General features: G+C 65.1%; 23 protein-coding genes. 10 read left to right on the top strand and 13 right to left on the bottom strand.

The genetic code is table 11. The features are described 5' to 3' along the window. Positions 1 to 139: 139 nt before the first annotated feature. Positions 140 to 367, bottom strand: a complete 228-nt coding sequence (locus BJ994_RS12720) for a DUF3073 domain-containing protein (RefSeq protein WP_167994637.1) — start codon at positions 365 to 367, stop codon at positions 140 to 142. A 287-nt stretch (positions 368 to 654) separates the two neighbouring features. On the opposite strand from BJ994_RS12720, the gene BJ994_RS12725 reads away from it, so the two are divergent. Next, the gene (locus tag BJ994_RS12725) at positions 655 to 2346 is read left to right on the top strand and encodes a septum formation family protein (protein ID WP_167994638.1); all 1692 of its coding nucleotides are present in this window, start codon (positions 655 to 657) and stop codon (positions 2344 to 2346) included. Positions 2347 to 2370: 24 nt separating this feature from the next. On the opposite strand, the gene clpB is transcribed toward BJ994_RS12725, so the two are convergent. Next, positions 2371 to 4968, bottom strand: a complete 2598-nt coding sequence (gene clpB / locus BJ994_RS12730; RefSeq protein ID WP_167994639.1) for an ATP-dependent chaperone ClpB — start codon at positions 4966 to 4968, stop codon at positions 2371 to 2373. 105 nt (positions 4969 to 5073) lie between these two features. Then, positions 5074 to 5514: a VOC family protein gene (locus tag BJ994_RS12735; protein WP_167994640.1), complete on the bottom strand. Its 441-nt coding sequence runs from the start codon at positions 5512 to 5514 to the stop codon at positions 5074 to 5076. A gap of 139 nt (positions 5515 to 5653) precedes the next feature. On the opposite strand from BJ994_RS12735, the gene BJ994_RS12740 reads away from it, so the two are divergent. After that, positions 5654 to 6676, top strand: a complete 1023-nt coding sequence (locus BJ994_RS12740; RefSeq protein WP_167994642.1) for a hypothetical protein — start codon at positions 5654 to 5656, stop codon at positions 6674 to 6676. Positions 6677 to 6736: 60 nt separating this feature from the next. On the opposite strand, the gene BJ994_RS12745 is transcribed toward BJ994_RS12740, so the two are convergent. Continuing rightward, entirely contained in the window at positions 6737 to 6877 is a 141-nt protein-coding gene (locus BJ994_RS12745) for an N-acetyltransferase (protein WP_167990074.1), read from the bottom strand. Between the two features lie 21 nt (positions 6878 to 6898). Next, positions 6899 to 7897: an aldo/keto reductase gene (locus BJ994_RS12750; protein WP_167994643.1), complete on the bottom strand. Its 999-nt coding sequence runs from the start codon at positions 7895 to 7897 to the stop codon at positions 6899 to 6901. 55 nt (positions 7898 to 7952) lie between these two features. Here BJ994_RS12750 and BJ994_RS12755 point away from each other — a divergent pair, with 55 nt between their 5' ends. Further along, complete coding sequence (locus BJ994_RS12755; RefSeq protein ID WP_167994644.1) at positions 7953 to 9902, top strand: penicillin-binding transpeptidase domain-containing protein; 1950 nt, start codon at positions 7953 to 7955, stop codon at positions 9900 to 9902. Between the two features lie 26 nt (positions 9903 to 9928). Here BJ994_RS12755 and BJ994_RS12760 read toward each other — a convergent pair whose 3' ends face one another. The 3 genes from BJ994_RS12760 to BJ994_RS12770 form a co-directional block, all read right to left on the bottom strand. Further along, entirely contained in the window at positions 9929 to 10330 is a 402-nt protein-coding gene (locus BJ994_RS12760) for a YccF domain-containing protein (RefSeq protein ID WP_167994645.1), read from the bottom strand. Between the two features lie 108 nt (positions 10331 to 10438). Then, a complete protein-coding gene (locus BJ994_RS12765; protein ID WP_167994646.1) occupies positions 10439 to 11887 on the bottom strand; it encodes a glycoside hydrolase family 3 protein in 1449 nt (482 codons plus the stop codon). A gap of 179 nt (positions 11888 to 12066) precedes the next feature. Continuing rightward, positions 12067 to 13743 (bottom strand): DEAD/DEAH box helicase, encoded by a 1677-nt coding sequence (locus BJ994_RS12770; RefSeq protein WP_167994647.1) that lies wholly within the window; start codon positions 13741 to 13743, stop codon positions 12067 to 12069. 420 nt (positions 13744 to 14163) lie between these two features. Between BJ994_RS12770 and BJ994_RS12775 the strand changes: the two genes are divergently transcribed. Together BJ994_RS12775 and trmB are read left to right on the top strand one after the other, a co-directional pair. Next, positions 14164 to 15354: a M20 metallopeptidase family protein gene (locus BJ994_RS12775; protein ID WP_167996012.1), complete on the top strand. Its 1191-nt coding sequence runs from the start codon at positions 14164 to 14166 to the stop codon at positions 15352 to 15354. A gap of 48 nt (positions 15355 to 15402) precedes the next feature. Continuing rightward, positions 15403 to 16269 carry a tRNA (guanosine(46)-N7)-methyltransferase TrmB gene (gene trmB / locus BJ994_RS12780; protein ID WP_167994648.1) on the top strand — a complete coding sequence of 289 codons (867 nt, stop codon included), beginning with the start codon at positions 15403 to 15405 and terminating at the stop codon, positions 16267 to 16269. Positions 16270 to 16433: 164 nt separating this feature from the next. On the opposite strand, the gene BJ994_RS12785 is transcribed toward trmB, so the two are convergent. Then, positions 16434 to 16946 carry a DinB family protein gene (locus BJ994_RS12785; RefSeq protein ID WP_167994649.1) on the bottom strand — a complete coding sequence of 171 codons (513 nt, stop codon included), beginning with the start codon at positions 16944 to 16946 and terminating at the stop codon, positions 16434 to 16436. A gap of 76 nt (positions 16947 to 17022) precedes the next feature. Between BJ994_RS12785 and BJ994_RS12790 the strand changes: the two genes are divergently transcribed. The 5 genes from BJ994_RS12790 to BJ994_RS12810 are packed head-to-tail and all read left to right on the top strand — an operon-like array spanning position 17023 to position 20278. Beyond that, entirely contained in the window at positions 17023 to 17676 is a 654-nt protein-coding gene (locus BJ994_RS12790; RefSeq protein WP_167994650.1) for a hypothetical protein, read from the top strand. Next, on the top strand, positions 17669 to 17977 hold the full coding sequence (locus BJ994_RS12795; protein WP_167994651.1) for a transcriptional regulator: 309 nt from the start codon (positions 17669 to 17671) through the stop codon (positions 17975 to 17977). Before BJ994_RS12790 ends, BJ994_RS12795 begins: the two co-directional genes overlap by 8 nt. Then, the gene (locus BJ994_RS12800; protein WP_167994652.1) at positions 17974 to 18903 is read left to right on the top strand and encodes an ABC transporter ATP-binding protein; all 930 of its coding nucleotides are present in this window, start codon (positions 17974 to 17976) and stop codon (positions 18901 to 18903) included. The genes BJ994_RS12795 and BJ994_RS12800 overlap by 4 nt, the downstream gene beginning before the upstream one ends. Continuing rightward, the gene (locus BJ994_RS12805; protein WP_167994653.1) at positions 18900 to 19691 is read left to right on the top strand and encodes an ABC transporter permease; all 792 of its coding nucleotides are present in this window, start codon (positions 18900 to 18902) and stop codon (positions 19689 to 19691) included. Before BJ994_RS12800 ends, BJ994_RS12805 begins: the two co-directional genes overlap by 4 nt. Before the next feature lie 17 nt (positions 19692 to 19708). Beyond that, positions 19709 to 20278 carry a hypothetical protein gene (locus tag BJ994_RS12810; RefSeq protein WP_245192291.1) on the top strand — a complete coding sequence of 190 codons (570 nt, stop codon included), beginning with the start codon at positions 19709 to 19711 and terminating at the stop codon, positions 20276 to 20278. Here the strand turns inward: BJ994_RS12810 and BJ994_RS12815 are convergent. The 4 genes from BJ994_RS12815 to BJ994_RS12830 all read right to left on the bottom strand — a co-directional run bounded on the left by BJ994_RS12815 (position 20250) and on the right by BJ994_RS12830 (position 23084). Continuing rightward, on the bottom strand, positions 20250 to 20942 hold the full coding sequence (locus tag BJ994_RS12815) for a PspA/IM30 family protein (protein ID WP_167994654.1): 693 nt from the start codon (positions 20940 to 20942) through the stop codon (positions 20250 to 20252). The two genes, BJ994_RS12810 and BJ994_RS12815, sit on opposite strands and share 29 nt — an antisense overlap. A gap of 5 nt (positions 20943 to 20947) precedes the next feature. Continuing rightward, entirely contained in the window at positions 20948 to 21553 is a 606-nt protein-coding gene (locus tag BJ994_RS12820; RefSeq protein WP_167994655.1) for a hypothetical protein, read from the bottom strand. 71 nt (positions 21554 to 21624) lie between these two features. Then, positions 21625 to 22044, bottom strand: coding sequence for a heat shock protein transcriptional repressor HspR (locus tag BJ994_RS12825; RefSeq protein ID WP_167994656.1), 420 nt, complete (start codon positions 22042 to 22044; stop codon positions 21625 to 21627). Between the two features lie 41 nt (positions 22045 to 22085). Next, positions 22086 to 23084, bottom strand: a complete 999-nt coding sequence (locus BJ994_RS12830) for a DnaJ C-terminal domain-containing protein (protein ID WP_167994657.1) — start codon at positions 23082 to 23084, stop codon at positions 22086 to 22088. Positions 23085 to 23205: the final 121 nt, after the last annotated feature.

A 23205-nucleotide genomic window follows, 5' to 3' on the forward strand; every position in this document is an offset into this window, starting at 1 on the left:
CTAAAGGCCAATTTGGGGAGAGTCGATTCGCGTTGTAGATGTGGAGACAGCAAGAACCAGCGGCTCGACAATCAAGTCCTGGCCGCTGGTTCTGTGCGCGTTTGTGGTGTATGTATCTCAGCGAGAGCGAAGGGAGCGCTTAGCCGATACGGCGGGTGCCGCCGTCGTCCTCTTCTTCATCGAACTGATCCGCATACTTGTCCTCATACTCCGCGTAATCCGGTTCTACCGGATCACTCTGGCGGGAGGCACGGCTACCCGGGCCCGTGAGCTCTCGCTGCAGCGCCGAGTAATCAGTGGACGGGCTGAAGTACTTCATGTCCCGTGCCTGCTTGGTGGCTTTCGCCTTCTGACGGCCGCGCCCCATGGCGTGACCCCCTTTTTGCGTCGATCCGGAGGTGGTCGCTTGGCACCTGTACTTAATTAGCATGCAAGGCGGCAGCGAGGCCCCGGAGTATCCGGTCAATGTGTCGTAGCTATAGATTACATGGTTTCAGAATCCGGCGTGCCAGCAACAGCACGCAAGCGCGTGGGAAAATGGAGGTGTATGCCTCCACGGCCATGCATCGGGTGCTGTTCGTTGGCTAGAGTCAGGGGTAATCAGAGCAAAGCCAGCCCGCGACCACGGCCGGACACAGGAGGGGGCAGTTCACTATGAGCGATCAATCTGACAAGCCGGAAGAGGGTGCCACGGCAGAAGATGCTGCCCAGGAGGGACCCGAGCCTGCTGACGCCGCCGTAGCAGAACCACAATTGGTAAACCCCGATGAGGTCCAATTGTCCGAATCAGAGGTCTCCAGGGAAGCCCTCGAGCCTGAACTCGAAACCTCCGCCGAAGACGTGCAGTTGAGCGAGCCGTCGCTCGGTGCGGCCGAGATCAGTCAGGAATCCGCCGAGGCTGCCTCGCTCAAGGACGCTGCCGCCGAGGCGAAGGCTGTGGAGCAGGAGGCTGAGGAAGTGGGCACGCTGGTCGGTGGCCCACGGCCCCCAGAGGATCCCGCGGAAGCCGCCGCTCCCGCAGGCACTGCCCCGGCAGGCGGGACAGCGGGCGATACCGGGGAGAACCGGCACGACGACGGCGGGCACTCCGGTGATCAGCACGACGACGGAGCGCAGAACCAGGACGTCGACATCTCCGCATCGGACGACGACCCGATCGGCGCGGTTGCCCACCAGCCCGATGAGGCTACACCCGCGCAGGCCGATCCCGCGGCACCGGACGCACACCCGGAGCCAAAGTCGGAGCCTCGGGCATCCACTGATCCGCAGTTCGCACTCGCCAACCTGGCGGCGTCGGGTGAAGATCCCGGGTGGACAGGTTCTACCGAGGATGGGTCCCGATGGGATGCGCTGTTCGAGCTGGGCGAGGCGGAAGCGGCAGCCGCGCCGGGCACCACCGCTGGGAACGCCGCGGTCAGCGAGAACGTCGCCGGGGCTGCCGAGCAGCAAGGCGCAGACATCACCCTCCCACCGGGCATCCCCGCGCCACCGGAAGGAGCCCCGGGAAACGGGGATACTCCAGCGCCGCCGGCAGGCGCCACTGGCAACGACGAGACCCCCGCGGCGCAGGGCAGCACGGAGACGCCCTCGTCGCAGGACGGCCATGAGGCGCCCGCCGCGCAGGACATCCAGACACCCTCGGCCCAGGGCACACCGGCCGAGCAGGTCCCGGAGTCTCCATGGAAGCAGCCTTTCGCGGGCCCGCATCCGCAGGCACCGGGAAGTCCACATGCTCCGCTCGGCGGCGCCTACGGATTGCCGCCGGCAGGAGCCGAGCAGGGCACCACAGCGCAGGACAGTTCCCGGGATCGCACGGGCAAGTCCGGCACCAACCGCAGGACGCTCATCATCGTTGCCGTGGCGGGCCTGGTTATACTCGGCCTGCTGATTTTCGCGATCATCCGCATTGTCGACGCCGTCAGCGGCGGCGGACCCGATGCCGCTCCATCGGTCGATGCGTCACCCGGAGCCGACGGGATCATCGCCGAGAGTATCTCCCCGCTGGAACTGGGCGCGGGCGCGTGCATCCTGGATTTCGACGAATCGAACCTGAGCGAGAACGTCACCACGGTCACGTGCACAACCCCGCACAACGCTCAACTGCTCGCCACGGACACCTACCCGGAAGACACGGAGTTTCCCGGCGATGAGGCCCTCGCAGTCCGCGGCGATGAGTTGTGCAACTCAGCGGAGGTCGATGAGAGGGCCGCCACGGAGTACCCGGACCTGACGCTGATTCAGGTCACGCCGACGTCGGGAACCTGGGCGGAGGGCGACCGCCGGGTTGACTGCTTCGTTGTCTCCAACGAAGGCAACATCATTACGGACGACCTCCTGGCCCAGTAACAGGGTCAGCCCAGTAGCCGCGGATCAGTCAGGCACGCTCGCGACGGTGAGGCCGTTGGCGTCGTCGTTTGGCCGGTCCACCCGCACCTTGTCGCCGTCGCTGATGGTTCCGGCCAGCAAACCGCGGGCCAGCCGGTCCCCGATCTCGCGCTGCACCAGCCGGCGTAGCGGCCGCGCACCGTACGCGGGATCGAAGCCCGTGAGGGCGAGCCATTCCTGGGCTGCGTCGGTCACATCGAGCGTGAGCCGGCGTTCCTGGAGGCGTGCAGCAAGCGCCTGAACCTGCAGGTCCACGATCCGCGAAAGCTCATCCAGGCTGAGGGCATCGAACATGATGATGTCATCCAGCCGGTTGAGGAACTCAGGCTTGAAGCTGGCATTCACCACCGACATGACTGCCTCGTGGCGCGCCGCGTCGTCGAGCATCGGATCAACCAGGAACTGCGATCCCAGGTTCGACGTCATGACGAGAATGACGTTGCGGAAATCCACCGTGCGGCCCTGACCGTCGGTGAGGCGTCCGTCGTCGAACACCTGCAGAAGAATGTCAAAGACCTCGGGGTGCGCCTTCTCCACCTCGTCCAGCAGCACAACGCTGTACGGACGACGGCGGACGGCCTCGGTCAGCTGGCCGCCCTCCTCATAACCGACGTATCCGGGAGGAGCGCCCACGAGACGGGCGACGGCGTGCTTCTCCGAGTATTCGGACATGTCGATGCGCACCATGGCGCGTTCGTCGTCGAACAGGAAGTCGGCCAGCGCCTTGGCGAGCTCGGTCTTGCCCACGCCGGTGGGACCGAGGAACAGGAAGGATCCCGTGGGCCGGTCCGGGTCCGAAATACCGGCACGCGCGCGGCGAACCGCGTCCGATACCGAGGCGACGGCCTTCTTCTGGCCGATCAGCCGCTCGCCGAGGTTCTCCTCCATGTGCAGGAGCTTCTGGCTTTCGCCCTGAAGCATCCGTCCCGCCGGAATACCGGTCCAGGCCGAGATGACCTCAGCGATATCCGCAGCCGTAACCTCCTCGGCCACCATGAGCTCCGGCGAATCTCCGGAACGCTCTTCCTCGGCCTGGGCGGCGTCCAGTTCACGCTGAACCTGCGGGATCTCGCCGTACAGCAGGCGCGACGCCTTCTCAAGATCACCTTCACGCTGTGCGCGGTCCGCCTGCGAGCGCAGGTCATCCAGGGATGCCTTGAGGTCACCCACCCGGTTGAGCCCGGCCTTCTCCGCCTCCCAGCGTGCGTTCAACGCCGCGAGCTTCTCCTTGCGGTCCGCCATATCGGCGCGCAGTGCCTCCAGCCGCTCCACCGATGCCTCATCGGTTTCACCCTCCAGTGCGAGTTCCTCCATGGTCAGGCGGTCGACGGCGCGACGCAGCTGGTCGATCTCCTCGGGTGCGGAGTCGATCTCCATGCGCAGCCTGGAAGCCGATTCATCCACGAGATCGATCGCCTTGTCCGGCAGTTGACGTCCGGTGATGTACCGGTTGGACAGCGTCGCGGCAGCGACCAGCGCTGAGTCCGCGATGGACACCTTGTGGTGGGCTTCGTAGCGTTCCTTGAGTCCGCGCAGGATGCCGATGGTGTCCTGGACGCTCGGCTCTCCCACGTAGACCTGCTGGAAGCGGCGTTCCAAGGCAGCATCCTTCTCGATGTTCTCGCGGTACTCATCCAGAGTGGTGGCGCCGATGAGCCGCAGTTCCCCGCGGGCCAGCATGGGCTTGAGCATGTTCCCTGCGTCCATGGAGCCCTCGGACGCGCCCGCGCCGACGACGGTGTGCAGCTCATCTATGAAGGTCACGATCTGCCCGTTGGAGGCCCTGATCTCCTCGAGGACAGCCTTGAGCCGTTCCTCGAACTCGCCGCGGTACTTGGCCCCGGCGATCATCGACCCGAGGTCCAGGCTGATCAGCGTCTTGCCGCGAAGGGATTCCGGCACATCACCAGCGACCATGCGCTGGGCAAGACCTTCGACGACGGCGGTCTTGCCGACGCCTGGCTCACCGATCAGCACGGGGTTGTTCTTGGTTCGCCTGGACAGCACCTGCACCACACGGCGGATTTCGGTGTCCCGGCCGATGACCGGGTCCAGCTTGCCGGAGCGGGCGATCTCCGTCAGGTCCACACCGAACTTCTCCAGCGCCTGGAAAGTGTTTTCGGGATCCGCGGTGGTAACCCGCCGGTCTCCCCGTACGCCCGGCAGGGCAGCGACGAGCGCATCCTTGGAGGCACCCTCCTCGCGGAGGATGCGTCCGGCTGCACCGGCGTCGGCCGCTATGCCCAGCAGGAGGTGTTCGGTGGATACGTAGGAGTCCCCCAGCGACTCCGCTTCCTGTTGCGCCGCAGTAACGACCTGCAGCATAGGGCGGGAGAACTGTGCTTGCGCCACAGACGAGCCCGACGACGCCGGCAGCGACTTGATTGCCGAACTCGCCTTCACACTGACGCTGTCAGCGCCCACACCGGCGGCGGTGAGCAGCGCGACAGCGACGCCGTCGCGCTGGTCCATCAGCGCCTTGAGCAAGTGCGCCGGCTCCACCTGCGGGTTGCCCGCGGTGGAGGCATTCATCGCGGAGGCGGACAGCGCCTCCTGACTCTTGGTGGTGAACTTGGTGTCCATGCGGCCTCCTGAGCAGTAACACAATAAAACCTAAGTTGAGTGTACTACGCTCAAGTTTTGATCTGACACCCCTTGTGTAAGTTTTCACCTCAGGCGAAACCCCGTTCAGACCCGCCAATCGGCGGGTGCTTTGCTTACGGGATCCGAGAGTTCGACGGTGCGCCCCATCGGGTCCTTGACCACGTAACTCCAGTACCCAACCCAGAAAGGTTCCGGCCGCAGCGCCTCGGTGCACGCCGCCTGCAGTCTGGCTACGGCCTCCTTGAACTGCCGTGGAGCCAGTGGAATGCTCCAGGAGTTGTGCGCGGAAGTCGGTCGCGGCTCGATTCCCAGCCCGTAGACCCAACCGGGTTGGAAGGACCACCCGGTCGCCCGCTCCGCGTCAGGGTTGTAATCGATGGAGAACTGCACGGCGTCGTCGATTCCGTAAGCAACGCCGTCGGGCTCGTCCCAGATCTGTTCAAGCCGCACGAGGTCCTTGTAGAACCGGCGTGATGCGGCCAAGTCATCGGTGGAGGTGTAGAGGAAGAATCGGCGGCTGGTCATCCGGCAACCCTAGAGGAGTGCTTCCGGTTCCGCTATGAGACCGGACCGGAGTGGGTACGCTGGGTTAAGAGTCAACGCGGCGGCTCAGGTAATTTCGCCTGACCTCGCACTGTTATTTATCGATCTGGGGGCGCTATTGATGAAACTCCGCTGGGTCTTTCTGATCGGTCTGGGGTTCTGCCTCGTCGCCGGAGCAATAGGTTTCGGAGCTGCTGCGCTGTTCCAGGACCGCAACCCGTGGATTCCAATCCTGGCGGGGCTCTGTGCCATGTTGCTCATCTTCGTTCCAGCAGTGGCCGGCATCATGATTACGAACCTTACGTTCGACCTTGAGAGCTCAGATGGGCAGCGAATCCTGCGGCCATTCATCTCCGTGGTCGTTGGATTCCAACTGCTCGGCATAGTCGGGCTGGTGTTCGTCGCAGTCGCCGTCCCGGAGAGCATCGCTTTCCCCATAGGCGCTGTTGTTCTCTCGATCGTGTTTCTTCTGGGCAGCATTCGGTTCGGGACGCGCCTTCAACGTAGGATCGTCGCCGAATCAGAGGTGCAGGGGGCATGGTCTCCATGGTCGCCGTCCGTCGTTAGAAATAAAGCCGTGCGCGTCCTCGTCGTTTTCCTGATCGCCAGTGTGATCGGGATCGGGGCGTTTGTTGGGCTTGGGTTCGCGTTCGGCGACGAGACCACCTCGCCCTTGAGCTTTGCTGTCTTTGGTCTTTCGCTCGGATTTCTGGCGGCGTCGGTCGCCTGCATTGTTGTGGTGTGGCCGCTTATGAAGAATCTTCGTCACGCCCTCGGCAAGGACTACGCCGCTCAGAAGGCGATCGGGCGGGTGGTTCTGCGCAACAAGAAGGACGAACTGTCCGACGACGGTCGGCGGAGGGCAGCGGTGTGGGCAGCCATCATGTCCGTGTACTTCCCATTCCAAACCGCACAGATCGCCCTGCTCTTCACGGCGCTTTGGCTTCAGCAGGTCTGGAACCTGAGCAGCGGACCCGCCGATGAGTATCTTCCCTTCACAATCGGAATGGCGGTGGGGATCCCGGTCCTGCTCGCGGTCCTTCTGCCATTCAGCATTCGCCAGTCACGTCGCGTGAAGCGTTATGCCGCTGCGCACGCTGGTCTCGTTGACGTCGCGGATGAAAAAGCTCCGGGCACCGCGTGAAAATCCACTAGTCAGCGCTAAAGCGAACAGGGCAGTGGCGAGCACATATGCTGCCGAATATCACGCAGTCCGGTCGAATGAATCCAGGCTGCGGGAGCGCCACACCACCCCGAGGGCGGGGTCTTCCGTGGGACTTGGTTCGACACGCTGCACGGTGAAGCCTTCCCGCTCGTAGAAAGCTCCTGCCCGCTCGTTGGCCACGTCGCCGTCGTCGACCCTTAGTCAGCTCTCACGGCCCTTCGAAACCCAGGTGGCATCCGCACTGCGCTCGCCCACAACGAGGTCGGCAGCGGCGTCGAGCGCGTCCAGATCCGCTTCGGAGAGCTCGACGTCAACGGCGCCGAGATTCTCGTCGATCCGCTGCGGCTTCCGGGTACCGGGGATCGGCACCACAGCCAGCCCGAAGCGCTGACCCTGCGCCGCAAGCCACGCGAGTGCGACCTGCGCCGGCGTCGCGCCCGTATTCACCGCCACAGACTGCACAGCCTCGACGATCGACGCGTTCGCCGCCATTGCCTCCCCGCTGAACCGCGGCACCCGATGCCGGAAATCCCCGTCCGAAAGCGACTGAGCCTGGACTGTCCCGGTAAGGAAACCCCGTCCCAGAGGCGAATACGGAACGAAGCCGACACCGAGCTTGGCCGCCGCCGGCACCACCCGACGTTCAACGTCACGGCTCCAGATCGACCATTCGCTCTGCACCGCGGCAATAGGATGCACGGCGTGGGCTGCTGCTAGCTCGTCCGCCGTAACTTCGGACAGACCGAGATGCCGGACCTTTCCTTGAGCGACCAGCTCGGCCATCGCTCCGACCGTCTCCTCGATAGGCACAGTGGTGTCCCGCCGATGCATGTAGTAGAGGTCGACGACGTCGGTCCCCAGCCGCTGCAGGCTTGCCTCCAGGGCGCTTCGGACATAGGCAGCATCGCCGCGGACACCGGTGTAACCGGCGGCAGGACTGCCCTCAATCCCGAACTTCGTGGCGATCTCAACCTCACCGCGGCGGTCAGTAAGAAGGCGACCAATCAGTTCTTCATTGCTGCCTGCTCCGTAAACGTCCGCAGTGTCCAGGAAACTGACACCGGCGTCGACCGCATGGTGCAGCGTCCGCAGCGCATCCTCCGGGTCGGTCCCGCCGTACACCTCAGTAAGCGCCATGCCGCCGAAGCCCTGCCGGCTGACCGTGAAACCATGTGCAAGTTCAATACGTGGAAGGCTCATACCTCGATGGTATGCGCGTCCGGAAGTGTCGGACAGGTAGGTAATAATGGACGCCATGGGGAAAAACACCTTCACTACCGCCCTGACCGTTGCTGCCCTTGCGCTCTCGCTGACGGCGTGCACCGAGGATGGGCCCACCGCCGAGGACGCCGCCAGCAACCTCGCCGAAGGCCTCACCAGCGGCGACCTGAACGGTGTCAGCTTCGCATCCGTCGAAGCTGCGGACGTCACCACACAGCTGGACGAGCTCACCGCCGCGCTTGACCCCCTGGCCCCTACGGTCACCGTCGCCGGCGTCGAAAGTACCGGCGAGGATACCGCCACTGCGCAGCTGAACCACGTCTGGGATCTGGACGAGAGCGATTCTGACTGGACCTACACAACCACGGCGGAACTCACTCTGGTGGAGGACGCCTGGCAGGTCAGCTGGAACCCAGCGGTCGCGGTGGAGGGCCTGGATGAAGGCGCCACGCTTGCAGTGTCGAGAACTCCTGCAGAGCGCGCGGGGATTCTTGGGGCCGGCGGCGAAGTGTTGGTCACGGACCGTCCGGTTATTCGGGTAGGGATCGACAAGACGCGGATCGAGGCAGCGGCAGTGGAGGATTCCGCAGCCGCGTTGGCGGAACTCATCGGTCTTGACCCGGCCGCTTATACCGAGCAGGTGGTGAACGCCGGCGAACAGGCGTTCGTCGAAGCGATCGTGTACCGGGATGATCAGGACCGCCCCGTCACTGATGAGGAGATCGAGGCCATCCCCGGAGCGGTCGGCATCCCGGACACGATGTCGCTCGCCCCCACCCGCGAATTTGCCCGCGCGCTGCTCGGCAGCGTCGGACCGGCCACAGCCGAGCTGACCGAGCAGTCCGAAGGCCGCCTGGTTGCAGGAGACATTGCCGGATTGTCCGGACTGCAGCTGCAGTATGACGAGCAACTGGCCGGTACACCCGGCCTGGTCATCGAGGCCGTGTCCGGAGAAGGCGAAACCCAGACGCGCGAGCCCTTGTTCGAAAAACCGGCGGTACCCGGCGAGCCGCTGGAGCTCACACTCAACGCCCAGCTGCAGACGTTGGCCGAAGAGGTGCTCGCCGAAGAGCCCTCTGCTTCCTCGATCGTTGCCATCCGGCCATCGACCGGTGAGATCCTCACCGCTGCCAACGGCCCCGGCAGCGAGGGGATGCAGACCGCTTTACTTGGACAGTACCCGCCCGGATCTACGTTCAAGGTAGCTACCTCACTCGCCCTGCTTCGCAACGGGTTCACCCCTGAAACGCCTACGAGCTGCCCCGAGGAGCTGGTGGTCGAAGGCCGGACCTTCAACAACGTCCCCGGCTACCCTGCCCAGTTCACCGGCGAAATTCCGCTCCTGCAGGCTTTGGCGCAGTCCTGCAACACCGGCTTCATTTCCCAGCGCGATGTCGTTTCCCAGGAATCGCTCGCAACGGCGGCAGCAGATCTGGGCATCGGCATCAACACGGCCATCGGTACGCCTGCCTATTTCGGCTCCGTGCCCACAGAAGCAGACGGAACCGCTCATGCGGCCTCAATGATCGGACAGGGACAGGTGCTGGTCTCTCCCCTATCGCTCGCCATTATGACGGCGTCGGTCGCCGCGGGTGAGCGGGTGGCTCCCACGCTGTTGGCGGATACCTTGGCTGGGGAGGCGGAACCCACAGATGCGCCTGCACCGAGCAGCGAGGCAACCGAAGAGTCCTCGTCGGAACCCTCACCGAGCAACCTGACCCCCGAGGAAGCTGGGGCACTTCGCGAGATGATGGGCGCCGTCGTTACGGTCGGTGGAGCACAACTGCTTGCGGACATCCCCGGCGAACCGGTCCTGGCCAAAACCGGCACTGCGGAGTTCGGTACGGAAGACCCACCCCGGACGCATGCGTGGGTCGTCGCGCTTCAGGGAGACCTCGCCGTCGCGGTGTTCGTCGAGGAAGGCGAACGCGGATCGATCTCCGGCGGCCCGCTGATGGAGGAGTTCCTGCGAGGCGCCGGATAGTAAGCCCGCGCTCCGAACTGGGGCGATTAGCGCACCTGCGGCAGCCTGGTGCCGTATGAGGGCACAATCTCTTTGCCGAGCGGCATGAGGGAGACCGGGATCAGTTTGATGTTCGCTATGCCGAGCGGAATGCCGATGATGCTCAGGAACATCGGTATCGACGTCAGGACGTGGCCGATCGCAATCCAGATGCCCGCAACAATGACCCAGATGACGTTGCCGACGGTGGAGAAGAAGTAGGTTCGCCCACCGCGGTCCACCACCGAACGTCCAAACGGCCACAGTGCATAGGCGCCGATCCGAAAGGACGCAATGCCGAAAGGGATCGTCACGATCAGCAGGCAACACACGATCCCCGCCACGAAGTAGCCGATCGCCAGCCAAATCCCGCCGAAAATGAGCCAGATGATGTTCAGAAGTGCATTCATGGGTCTATTGTTCCCATGGATGGCCTCGACGGCTATGAGGGGTGACCCTGATTTACACCCAGACCCGCCAAGCTCAGCACTCGGGAAGGCACTGAAGAACCGCGCCAATCAGGTGGTCCCCGTGCCGCCCAGCAACTCGCTTGCAGCGGCTGCAGCGGCCGGTCGGGAGGCCCCGAAGCAGTTGACTACCGGCAGGTCCAGATTCACGGGCAGTCCCGCGTTGATGCACACCGCATCAGGCCTTTCCTGTATCAGGGCGGCGAGGGCGGCGCGCTGCGCAGAACCCTCTTCGGCCCGGTCCACGATTGCCACAACCGACGACGACGGCGGGATCCCGGTCCCAGCGTCAACTGCCTTCCGGTATTGGACAGTGCGGTACTCAGCCAGTGCGGCTGAGAAGACGTCCGGCATCACACCGGCGGCCATGTTGATGTGATCGCGCAGGTCGATCACGGTTACCTCGCCGTCAGGCAGGCGCACGTCGCCGTTGGTTTGGAGCGCTGAAGGGATGGCGTCCAGGCCCACCGGACCGCCGTCGTCGTGCGCTTCCTGCGTCCACGACGCGAAAGCGGCCTTCCGCCGGCCCGCTTCCAGCAACCGCTCCAGCGGAAGGCGCCCGCTGAGCAGCGCAGTCTCAAGGGCTTTGAAAACCTCGAGATAGTCCTCGTGGTCGGCGGTTCCGCCGTCGTTAGCCGGGCTTCCGACACAGAGCAGGTCCGTCCCGGCGAGCATCGCCAGAACGGCACCTTCCCCGGAACCGTAGGTGTGCCGGACGGCACCCATATCCAGGGCATCCGTGATCACGAGACCCTCGAAGCCCAGCTCCCGCAGCATCCCGATTGCTTTCGGGTTGAGCGTGGCGGGAAGGTCTCCGAGTTCGGGGACGACGATGTGTGCAGTCATGATGGCCGTTGTCCCCGCTTCAATCGCAGCGGCGAAGGGCGGTATGTGTGCTGCTTGCAACTCAACGAGCCCAAGGTCCACCCGCGGCAGATCGACATGGGAATCCGTGACCGTATCCCCATGCCCGGGAAAGTGTTTTGCGCAGGCCCCCACTCCGGCGCTCTGGATGCCGCGCGTCATCGCAGCCGTGTGCCTGGCCACCAGATCCGGCTCCGAGCCGAAAGACCGGATCCCGATGACCGGGTTGCGGGGATTGGTATTCACATCAGCCACGGGAGCGAGCAGGAGGTTGATGCCGGCCTGCTGTGCCCGTCTGCCAAGGGTTGCGCCGACGTCCGTCGTAATGTCCTGGCGGTCGATCCTGCCAAGTTCTGCGGCGCCCGGAACGGAGGAGCCGGTTGCCGCTTCGAGGCGGGTTACGGTTCCGCCTTCCTCGTCGACGCCGATGATCGCGTGGGGGTTCAGTTTTCTGATGCGCCGGCACAACGCGGGTAACTGTTCGGGATCACCCGGGTCGATGTTGTTGGCGAAGAGGACCACACCGGCGAGGCCTCTGCGCAGCTCTGCCTCGAGCCACTCCGGCACAGTGGTGCCGAGGAATCCGGGCCAGATGACGGCGTTGATGGCGCCCGCGTAGTCGGTGTTCTCTGCCATGGGTACTCCTTGTCCGGATGGCAGAAGCCCTGCCGATTCCGGCTGAACCTAACACGCAAGCTCCCGTGCCGCAATCGACCGTCGGTGAGCAACCCGGACCGTAACGCGAGCAACCTGGACTTTCAGAGCGGAATTCGCTCACCAAAGCCCAGGTTGCTCCCGGATAACACTGTGAGGAACTAGCGGCCGCGACGCTCGTTCGATGCCGGCGCGGTTGCCCGGCGCGGTCCGGACCGGCGGGCGCCTGCAGGACGGCCCGACGACGACGCCGCCGAACGCTGTCCGCCGCTACGCTGCCCTGAGCCGGCCTGAGCTGCCGACTGGCCGCTGCGCGCACCGTTGCTGTGCGAGCCCGTCCCCTGCGCTGCTACGTCACCGGAACGGGCTCCCCGCGAACGGCGGTTGCGATTGCCCCCAGCGGTAGTTGCGCCTTCACTGGTACGACGGCGGTCCCCGTCGGTACCGAACCGGGGCGCCTGAGGCTGATCCTTACGCCGTTCGGCGCGGTTTCCCTGCGGTTCCGCAGCAACGCGTCCGCGGCCACCGCGTCCTCCACGACCACCAGCTGAAGGTGCCGCGCGGCGGGCACGCTTGCGCTCGGCATTCGCCCCGGTCGAGGTGCCGGCGCCGCGGCCTGCGCCTTCCCGGTTGGCGAGGAGTGCTGCACGGGTGCGCGGATCAACCTTCTCTGCTACGTCACCGATGAGCTTGGCGACAAGCGGCGAGGTCGCTGATACGTTCTCGAACCCCACGGTGACCCCAGCGGCCTTCATGAGTTTCTGCACTTCACTCTTCTGCTCGGGCAGCGTGACGGTGACAACGGTGCCGTCCGAACCCGCACGGGCAGTACGTCCCGAACGGTGCAGGTAGGCCTTGTGCTCCGTGGGCGGATCCACGTGGACCACGAGCTCGACGTCGTCAACGTGCACTCCGCGCGCCGCGACGTCTGTGGCCACCAGCACCCGGACTCCACCGGTTGAGAACTCAGCAAGGTTCCGGTCCCGCGCGTTCTGGGACAGGTTCCCGTGCAGGTCCACGGCGGGGATCCCGGCGTCGGTCAGGGTCTTCGCGAGCTTCCGCGCCTGATGCTTGGTACGCATGAACAGCACGCGCTTGCCCTGCCCGGATGCCAGCTGAACGATCAGCTGCTTCTTCTGCGTCTGGTCACCGATCAGGAGCACATGGTGCTCCATCGTGGTGACGGAGGCCTGCGGCGTATCCACGGAATGGGTCAGCGGGTTGGACAGGTAGCGATGGACGATCTTGTCCACGCCGTTGTCCAGGGTGGCGGAGAAAAGCATCCGCTGGCCCTCGGTCGGAGTGGTGTCAAGGAGCTTCTTCACGACCGGCAGGAACCCGAGGTCCGCCATATGATCCGCCTCGTCCAGCACTGTGATCTCGACGGATTCAAGGGTGACAAGCTTCTGGCGCATCAGGTCTTCGAGCCGGCCGGGGCAGGCGATGATGATGTCGACGCCGGCGCGCAGCGCCTTCTCCTGACGGGCCTGGGATACGCCGCCGTAGATGACGGTGGTGTTGAGCCCCAGCTCGTGGGCGAGCGGCTCCACCGTCGCATTGATCTGGGTTGCCAGTTCACGGGTCGGCGCGAGCACCAGGCCCAGGGGACGCCCGGGCTTCCGGCGGTACGCAGCTTCGCGTTCGGCGAGGCGGGCGACCATCGGAAGCGCGAAGGCGAGGGTCTTGCCGGAGCCGGTGCGGCCGCGGCCAAGTACGTCCCTGCCTGCAAGGGTGTCCGGGAGGGTCTTGACCTGAATGGGGAACGGATCGGTGATTCCCTGGGACGTAAGGGAACGGACCAGCGCTGTGGGCACGCCAAGCGCAGCAAAGGTAGTCATGTAAGGTACACGAACTTTCTTCTCATCTTCCCTGTGCACCGGATGGCGCTCAGGGTCCGCCGAAGGAAAGTCAGACAGTGTCAACCGCTCTCACGTTCTTGGGAGATAGCGCGGGACAAAAGAATGCGTTCATCGACGCAGGTTGCAGCTGCCGAGGGATGCTCGTGCCGCAAACAAGTACACCCAGTCTAGCAGGCGCGGGCCAGCGCCCCATCCGTCGATTCCGTGCAGGTTCGCGGCCACGAGGGGCGTGTCCCGTGCCGACACGCCGTCTCCCGACGGGTTTGTCAGCGAAACCTGCTCGGAATCACGGCGGGTCTGGCGATTTGTGAGCCTCCTCACCCACACTGGAAGAAACCATCAGACCCCAGGAGGACAACTGTGACCACCACAGCCGGCATACTCGCAGACGCACGCCACATGAAGGACGACATTGCCCACCTTCGGCACCGGCTTCACCAGGAACCGGAGATTGGCCTTTACCTTCCGCGTACCCAGGAAAAGGTGCTGGAAGCCCTCGACGGCCTGCCGTTTGAAATCACCCTGGGTACGGACACGACGTCGGTCACGGCCGTGCTTCGCGGCGGCGCCCGGCATTCCTCCGCGCACAAGCCCGTGGTTCTGCTGCGCGGAGACATGGACGCCCTTCCGGTACAGGAGCAGACCGGTGTTCCGTATTCCTCGACCATCGACGGCGCAATGCACGCCTGTGGCCACGACCTCCACACCTCCATGCTCGCCGGAGCCGCCACGCTCCTTGCCGAGCGCCGCGACCAACTGGCGGGCGACGTCGTACTCATGTTCCAGCCCGGCGAAGAAGGTTTCGACGGTGCGGGAGTGATGATCCGCGAAGGTGTCCTCGAAGCTGCCGGGCGTCGCCCCGACGCCGCCTACGGGCTGCACGTCATGTCCTCCCTGCTGCCGGGCGGCACATTCGCGAGCAAGGCGGACACGCTGATGTCCGCCTCGGACAGCCTGTATGTCACTGTGCACGGTGCCGGCGGCCACGGTTCGTCTCCGCACACGGCGCAGGACCCAGTGACGGTCGCGGCGGAGATGGTCACCGCGCTGCAGACGATGATCACGCGGCAGTTCAACATGTTTGATCCAGTGGTTCTCACCGTCGGTGTGCTTCACGCAGGCACCAAGCGAAACATCATCCCGGAATCGGCGCGGATCGAGGCGACCATCCGATCCTTCTCGGCGGAGAACCGCACCCGGATGCAATCCGCCGTTCCCCGGCTGCTCAACGGGATCGCCGGGGCACACGGGCTGACCGCAACCGTGGACTACCAGACCGAGTACCCGCTGACCGTGACCGATCATGCAGAGACGGCCAACGCGGAAAAGCACATCGCAGAGCTGTTCGGAGAAGACCGCTACCACCGCATGGCCCAGCCCCTCAGCGGCTCCGAGGACTTCTCCCGCGTGCTGGCGGCCGTGCCCGGAAGCTTTGTGTTCCTCTCCGCGGTTGCACCCGACGCCGATCCCACCCAGGCCGCCTTCAACCACTCGCCCTACGCGACGTTCGACGACAACATCCTGGCTGACGGCACCGCCCTCTACACCCAGCTGGCCGTGGCACGCATCGCGGAACTCGCGGCCTCCTAGGAGCACTTCGAAGGACCTCGCCCTCTAGCGCTGGTTACTCTTGTACCGATGAGCACTCACCCCGAATCCCAGCCCCACCCTGCCCAGCCCGTCTCCTTCGTGCGGCGCGGCTCCCGCCTGCAGGGCCGGCGTCGTGATGCCTGGGCCGAACTGTCCGAGGGTCTCGTGGTGGACGTTCCACGCCACACCGCGGCGGACACGTCGGTGGATCCGGCGTGGGAGTACGACGCCGCTACCTCCTTCGGCCGCGAGGCGCCCCTGGTGGTGGAGATCGGGTCGGGGTTGGGTGAGGCTGTGGCGCACGCAGCGGCCGAGCAGCCCGAGCGCAACTTCCTCGCCCTCGAGGTGTACCGGCCGGGACTCGCACAGACGCTGCTGCGGATCGACCAGCGGGGGCTGACAAACGTCCGGGTTGCCCAGGTCAACGCCGCCGAAGCGCTTGCCACCATGCTTCGGCCCGCGTCCGTCGCTGAGCTATGGGTATTCTTCCCGGACCCCTGGCACAAGACCCGCCACCATAAACGGCGGCTGGTGAAGGACTCATTCCTTGAGCTGTCCGCGCGGGTGCTCGAGCCCGCCGGCGTCCTGCGTATGGCCACCGACTGGTCCGATTACGCCTTCCAGATGCGCGAGGTTGCCAACGCCTCGCCTGAGTTCGAGAACCTGCACGACGGCGAACGCACCGGTTCCGACAGCCCCCTCACCCAGGTGTGGGCCAGTGGCGTTGAGCACGTTGTGGGTGGCGCCCCTCGCCGTGAGGGCAAGGACAAAGTCGGCACTGCATCAGTGCAGGAAGGCGAGGACGCGGTGGGTGGCTGGGCGCCGCGCTTCGACGGCCGGATCCTCACGAGCTTCGAGAACAAAGCTCACGACGCCGGCCGGATGATCCTCGACCTGGCGTACCGGCGGCGCTGACCGCCGTCGTCGTCCTGTTTTTAGCTACGGCGCTCCAGCTCTCGCTGACGATTCCGTGCAGGTCTGAGCCAACGGCGTCCCCGAAACGCGGCGTGCCGTGGTGAGACACGCTCCTCGAGGGCGCAAACCTGCACGGAATCGGGCGCGCAAGAACGCCTACCGAGTCAGCCGCGGACATCCGAAAGGTGATGGACGACGTCGTGCAGCCCGTATTGCGCGAGCGTCGCGATGGTGAACCGTGAGCCGTTGCTGCGCCGGCCCACCCGCTCCCAGTCGCTGATCCCTTCCAACCGTGCGGCGTATGCCTCACCTGCAGCGGTCAGCTCACCCTGCACCGCCGCCGGATCTTCCGCCGCGTAATTCTTCTCCGCCGCCGTGCGGTCCTGGTCCCAGTTCGCGAACAACGGGTCCTCCTCGCGGAGCATCAGGTCGGTGCGCTCGATGAACAGTGCGAAGACGTCCCGCACGTGGGCTGCGTACTCCAGCGGCGACCAGGTGCCGGCGTCGGGCCTGTTCGCAACGTCGGATCGCTCGAGTACCGTGCGCCAGTGCGGCAGGTCGGCTCGGATGCGGTCCGGAATGTCGGCGGGAGGAAACGCTCCCGCGTCCAAACCGCAGCCCTCACAGGGGCGCTCCAGCACCCAGGTCCAGTCCTTCGAATCGGGTTCAATCGGCATTCACGAAGCGTACCGCGCGGCGAAAGAATCCAACCGAGTCTTGCCACAAACCACTTTGTACTGAAAACTAGTTTGTATGAACCAGCCAAGGAACGTAGACACCGACAGCGAGCAGCCCCTCGACCTCCAGCGGGCGCTCGCCTTGGTCTCCGACGCGGAAACCAAGGCTCGCAAACAACTGCACGGAAACGACGCCCTGATCTACCTGGTCTGGGGAGTCGTGTGGCTGCTCGGATTCGGCGCCTTGCACGGTTCCCGCTTCGACTGGCTGCCGCTGGAGTATGTTGTCGCGCTCAGCTTCGCCGCGGCTGTCATGGCCGTCGGCGTCATTGCGACTATCCTGCTGGTGGCCAAGCACAGCAGCGGCGTCCGCGGGCACTCGACTTTCATCGGTACCGTCTACGGCATCGCATGGATGCTCGGCTTCGCTGTAGTGGCGGTGCTCAGTGGCACTATCGGCGTCGCCGTGGACGATTTCTGGGTCCGGGGAATGCTGATCAACAGCATTGCGGTCCTGGTGGTCGGCCTGATGTACATCACCGGCGGCGCCATGTTCAACGACCGCACCCAGATCTTCATGGGCGCCTGGTTCCTGATCATCGACTTCATCGCGATCATCACCGGCCCCGAGCGCTTCCTGACGGTCTTCTTCGTCTTCGGCTCAGGCGGCTTCCTCGTGGGCGCCGCCATCGTGACCCTTCGGCAGCGTCGGAGCAGCAGCCATGCCTGACCTCGACCCCGTCATCCACGCCGAATCCCGCCTTCGCGCCATCACCACCTTGAACGAGGTCGGCGAGCGCAACCGGATCGCCTTCACCAAACTGCAGAAGCTCCTGGAGATGACTGCCGGCAATCTCTCCACCCACCTCCGAAAACTGGAGGACGCCGGTTATGTGACCGTCTCCAAGACCATCGAGGGCCGCACACCGGCCACCTATGTTGCCATCACCCCCGCCGGCACAGCGGCCTACGCCGCCTACCGCGCAGCGCTCCACGAACTCCTCTCAGCCCAACTCACGGAGAAATCATGACCTCACCTTCCCTGACCGGCACCACCACCAGTACGACGACGGCGCTCGCCTCCGCAGACTCCGTCTCCAAGGCTTTCGGCGGCGTCACCGCGCTCGACTCGGTCTCCCTCGACATCCGCCCGGGTGAATCAGTGGGACTCCTCGGCCCGAACGGCGCCGGCAAGTCGACGCTGATCAGCCTCTTCTGCGGCCTGCGCCGGCCCGATTCCGGCAGCGTCACACTGTTCGGCGGGACACCTTCCGCACCCCAGTCCCGGCACAAACTCGGCATCACGCCGCAGGCCACAGCAGTTCCGCAGACGCTGCGGGTGAGCGAAGCGGTCAACTTCGTAGCCGCGCATTATGCGGACCCCATCCCCACCGACGAGTTACTGGCGGACTTCGGTCTCGAATCGACTGCCCGCCAGCAGTGCGGCGGTCTATCCGGCGGACAGCAGCGCCGGCTCCTTGTCGCGTTGGCCATGGTCGGCAGGCCGGAGCTCGTCATCCTCGACGAACCGACCACCGGCCTTGACGTTGACGCCCGGGAAACCCTCTGGCGCAGCCTGAAGGAATACCGGCGCACCGGCGGAACGCTCCTCATCACCAGCCACTACCTGGAGGAAATCCAGGCGCTGTCGGGCCGGGTGGTCGTCATGGATCACGGCAGTGTCATAGCCGACGGCACAGTGGATGAGATCCGCAGCCGGGTGGCAGTGAGCAAGGTGTCGTTCCGGACGGACCTGCCGCCGTCGTCGTTCGCGGCTCTCCCCCACTCGACCGATTGCACAGCCGACGACGGCGGCCGCGTCACCATCGTCACGCACGACGCCGACGCAACCGTCCGTGAGCTCGTCCAACGCGCAATGCCGTTCAGCCAACTCGAAGTCCGGGGCGCGAGCCTCGAAGAGGCCTTCCTCGCACTCACCGCCAAGGAGCGATCATGACCACCGCAGCAGCACCCACCCGACTATCGCTGATCAAGACCCATGCGACGGCGCAGATCCTTGAGCAGCTCCGGATCCCGGTGGCGGTGATCTCCTCGGTCATTTTCCCCGCGCTCGCACTGTTGTTCTTCGTGGTCCCTCAACAGGGCGTCGTGGAGGACCCAGCAGCGTCTCTCCAGGCGGTCGCCCAACTTGCCCTGTTCGGGGTGATGAGCTCGTTCCTGTTCAACTACGGGATCGGTGTGGCCGAGGAACGGCAGAACCCGTGGAGCTCCTATGTGCGAACGCTGCCTGTGGGGCCTCTGCCGGGCACACTTGCACGGGCAATGACGGCGATGCTGTTCGCGCTGCTGTCGCTGATTCCCGTACTGATCCTCGGCTGGCTGTTGACTGCCGCCCCCGAGGCCTTCACGAGCGGCGACCTGCCCTGGTGGCAGGTTCCGGTGTCGGTGGTTGTGTGGCTGCTGTGCGGGCTTCCGTTCCTGATGCTCGGCCTGTTTATTGGGTACATGTGCACGTCGAAGGTGGCTATCGCTGTGACGCAGGTGGTGTTCTTCCCCCTGGCATTTGCAGGTGGAATGATGCTCCCACCGTTCCTGTTCCCCGACTGGTTGAACACGCTGTCCCTGTTCCTGCCCTCGCGGGCGGCACGTGACCTTGCCGTGTTTACGCTCAGCGGTGACGGGCTGCATGCGACGACGATCCTCTGCATCACCGCATGGACCCTGCTGCTCGGCGTGCTGGCGCTGTGGGCAAACCGGCGCGACCAGGGCCGCCGTTTCCGGTAGCGCTTAGGCTGGGAAACATGGCGGAAATGAAGAGCTGGCAGTCCATGGTCGAGTCAAACAAGGCCCTGCTGCTGCGCACCACCGGCCACGACGTCGGCACCTGGGTTGAGCGTGCACGCGTTGCCGGCGTCGACTCCCGGGAAGCGCTCCTCGCCTGGCTGGCCTCACAGGACATCACCGGCTACAGCGCGATTGCGGTGGAGTGGGAGCTTCTCGGCTACCCGGAGACATTCCTGCGCTCAGCCGAGGAGCTGCTGGCCGGGCAGTACGCGGACCGGCCTGCGCTGCGGCCCACCGCGGACAGGGTGCTTGCCTGGGCGGTGGCGGCTGAGAACGTCGAGATCCAGCTGCGCAAGACCTACGCATCGCTGCAGACGCCCCGGCGCAAGTTCGCGCAGCTCACCCCAACCAACAAGACAACGGTTGACCTGTTCTTCCGGACCGCCATTGCCTCCGAACCACGACTCGAGGCCCTCACGCCGCGCGCCGATGACCCGTTCCGCTACCGGGTGCGGCTCAAGAGCGAGAACGACGTCGACGACGCCCTGCTGGCCACGCTCAACGCTGCCCGGGACGAGAGTCTCTAGCCCGATCCTTCAGCTCGCGCAGCTCCCGCTCCGCTTCCGCCCGGGACTCGAGCTCCTCGAATGCGCGGTCGAGTTTCGCGGAATTGGGGTCCGACCACTCGAGTTCCTCCTGCGCCGCCTGGCGATGGCGAAGACGGCGGGCTTCCTCCTCTGCTTCCCGGGCTGCCCGGGCGGCTTCGATGCTGCTTCCAGCCGATGCCGATACCGCACCATGCATGGTCTGCGCGGCCTGCGTTGCACCGTGCTGCGCCTTCAATGACTGGTAGCGGACCGTGTTCTCCTGCAGTGCGGTTTCGAGCCGGTACAGGTCGGCTTCCAGCGAGCGCACCTGGCGGTCGACGTCGTCGCGCTGGTGGGTGAGTGAATCGAGCCTCTTGCGCACTTCGATGCCGCGTTTGAGCGCGTGCCGCGCGGCGTCGTCGTCGTTATTTTGTACCGCCTGCTCCGCCTGCCGGTTCGTTTCGTTTAGTTCCGCAGCGGCCTGGCGCGCGAGGGTGTCCACTCGGTGGCGGACGGCGGCGAGGTCTGCAACGCTCCGACGGGCGCGGTCGAGCTGTTCCTCCTGCTGGCGCTGGGAACTGTCGAGCGCGGCGATCGGGTCAACCGGCTCAGGCGCGTTGCGGCGGGCGGCGATGATCCGGGTGATACGGCGTCGGACGGACACTGGTTTTACGCCCGCCGGGTGCCGGAACCGTAGGCTGTGCTCCACGTGCGAAGGGCGCCGATCTCCATGGTGAGGCGCGACGTCGCACGGCTGAGATGGGCGGTGCCGGAGGCGTTGTGCACTTCGAGCAGGGTCCGGCGGAGGTCAGCGGAGAGGTTGCAGAGGGACTGAACCTGCTCATCGATGCTGCGGGCAAGCTCTTCGCGGAGGACCTTGTTCGGCTCCCGCTCAGCGAGGGCAATCCTCTCTCCGAGCACGGATTCCGCGCGGGTTAGATCCTCGGCAGTGGCCGCGAGCTCGCCTGCCGGGCAACCCTGCGCGAGGGCTGCGTGAACCGAGCGGCGGGTAGCATCCGTTGAGCGTTCCAGCTGCAGGCGCATCCTCGCGAGTTCACGCGACGAGGCGTCCACGGAGAAGGAGCGCACACGGCTGGAGGTGCTCTGCATGCGGCGGCGGAGGATTCCCGAGCGGCGGACGCGCCTGACGAGGAGCCAGGTGCCGGTAGCTGCGGCGATTGCAAGGATACCGAGAACAGCTCCGCCGAGCAGGAGAAGCTGGAGGATTCCTTCGAAGAGGTTTTCAGCGGCGTCGGCGAAATCTGTTTCAGGCATGTATCCAGTGTGCCGTGGATCGCGCCAACGCGCCACGCGAGTTTCCCGCGAAGTTACTGGGAGGTACCGCGTTACTGGGAGGCACCGCGCCAGACCATCAGCGCCTGGCTGCGCGGTCGCGGACGCTGACCGCGGGCGAGGGTCACGACATCACCCGCCAGTCCTGCCGCGAATACGCGGCTTGTCTCCGAGCTACGCCGCTGCGCGAGCTCGTCTGTGAGTTCCTGGACGCGGTACTGCAGCGCTGCCACCTGGTTCTCGAGTTCCAGGATCCGCTTGATGCCCTCGAGTGAGACACCCTCCTGCGAGAGGCGCTGAACTTCGCGGAGGACGTTGACATCGCGTTGGGAGTAGCGGCGGGCACGGCCCGGGGCCCTGCTCGGCTTCACTAGGCCGAGGCGATCATACTGGCGCAGGGTCTGCGGGTGCATGTCCGCCAACTCAGCCGCAACGGAGATGACATAGATAGGCATGTTGATGTCAACGGCCATCGCGATCTCCTTCACTTACTACATCCACATCGACGCATGGCCTAGAGCCGGGCCTTCTCGGCGAGGCTGCGGCGCGGATCAGCGTCACCCGTAGCGGCAGCGAAAGCCTCAACCGCCGCGGAGGCTTCCTTGTTCAGGTTCTGGGGAACGACGACGTCGATGGTCACCAGTAGGTCCCCGGTCGCCTTCGAGGTCTGCACGCCACGCCCCTTTACCCGCAGGGTGCGGCCGGACGGAGTACCGGCCGGAACCTTCACCTTCACGGCTTCCCCGTTGAGGGTCGGGACTTCGATCTGCGCTCCAAGCGTTGCCTCCGGGAAGGTCACCGGGACGTGGACCCGGATGTTGTCGCCGTCGCGCTGGAAGAACGGGTGCGGTTTCACGCTGACTGCAACCATCAGGTCACCGTTGCCAGCCGCACCGGGCTGACCTTTTCCGCGAACCCGGACCTTCTGCCCGTCGCGAATACCCGCTGGGATACGGACGTCGATGACCTCACCTGAGGGTTCCCGCAGGCCGATAGTGGTGCCGCGAATGGATCCAGCGAAGGAGATACTCGTTGACGCGGTGCGGTCGGCGCCCTTCCGTGGTGGTGCCTGGTATCCAGGGAATCCACCGCCGGAGGGATAGCCGCCGCCTCCGCCGAACAGGTCGGCGAACTCAGGTGGAATGTTCTGTCCGCCACCGCCGAAGCCGCCACCGCGGGACCTCCCGGCCGATTGACCGAACAGGTTGCCGAAGATGTCCTCGAACCCGGCACCACCAGCGGGACCGCCCGGTCCACCCGCAGTGAACCTGGCGCCGCCGCCCATGGCGCGAATGGCGTCGTACTGCTGGCGTTCCTCAGGGTCCGACAACACTGAGTACGCCTCGGAAATGTCCTTGAACATCTTGTCCGAACCGCCCGTGCTCTGGTTCTGGTCCGGGTGATGCTTGCGCGCGAGCTTCCGGTAGGCCTTCTTGATGTCAGCATCGGAGGCGTCCTTGGGCACACCAAGGATCTTGTAGAAGTCTTTATCGACCCAATCCTGACTAGCCATTCGGCGTCTCCTTTTACTAAATCTTAAGTTGTCCTGTTCGTGGAAGCATCGCCGCCGTCCCCTCCGAGGAAGGGGGCTGTAAATCCCGAGGGCCGCCAGGCCCGAAGTGGATTTCGTTGCC

This window comes from Arthrobacter pigmenti (genome assembly GCF_011927905.1).
Taxonomy (GTDB): Bacteria; Actinomycetota; Actinomycetes; order Actinomycetales; family Micrococcaceae; genus Arthrobacter_D; species Arthrobacter_D pigmenti.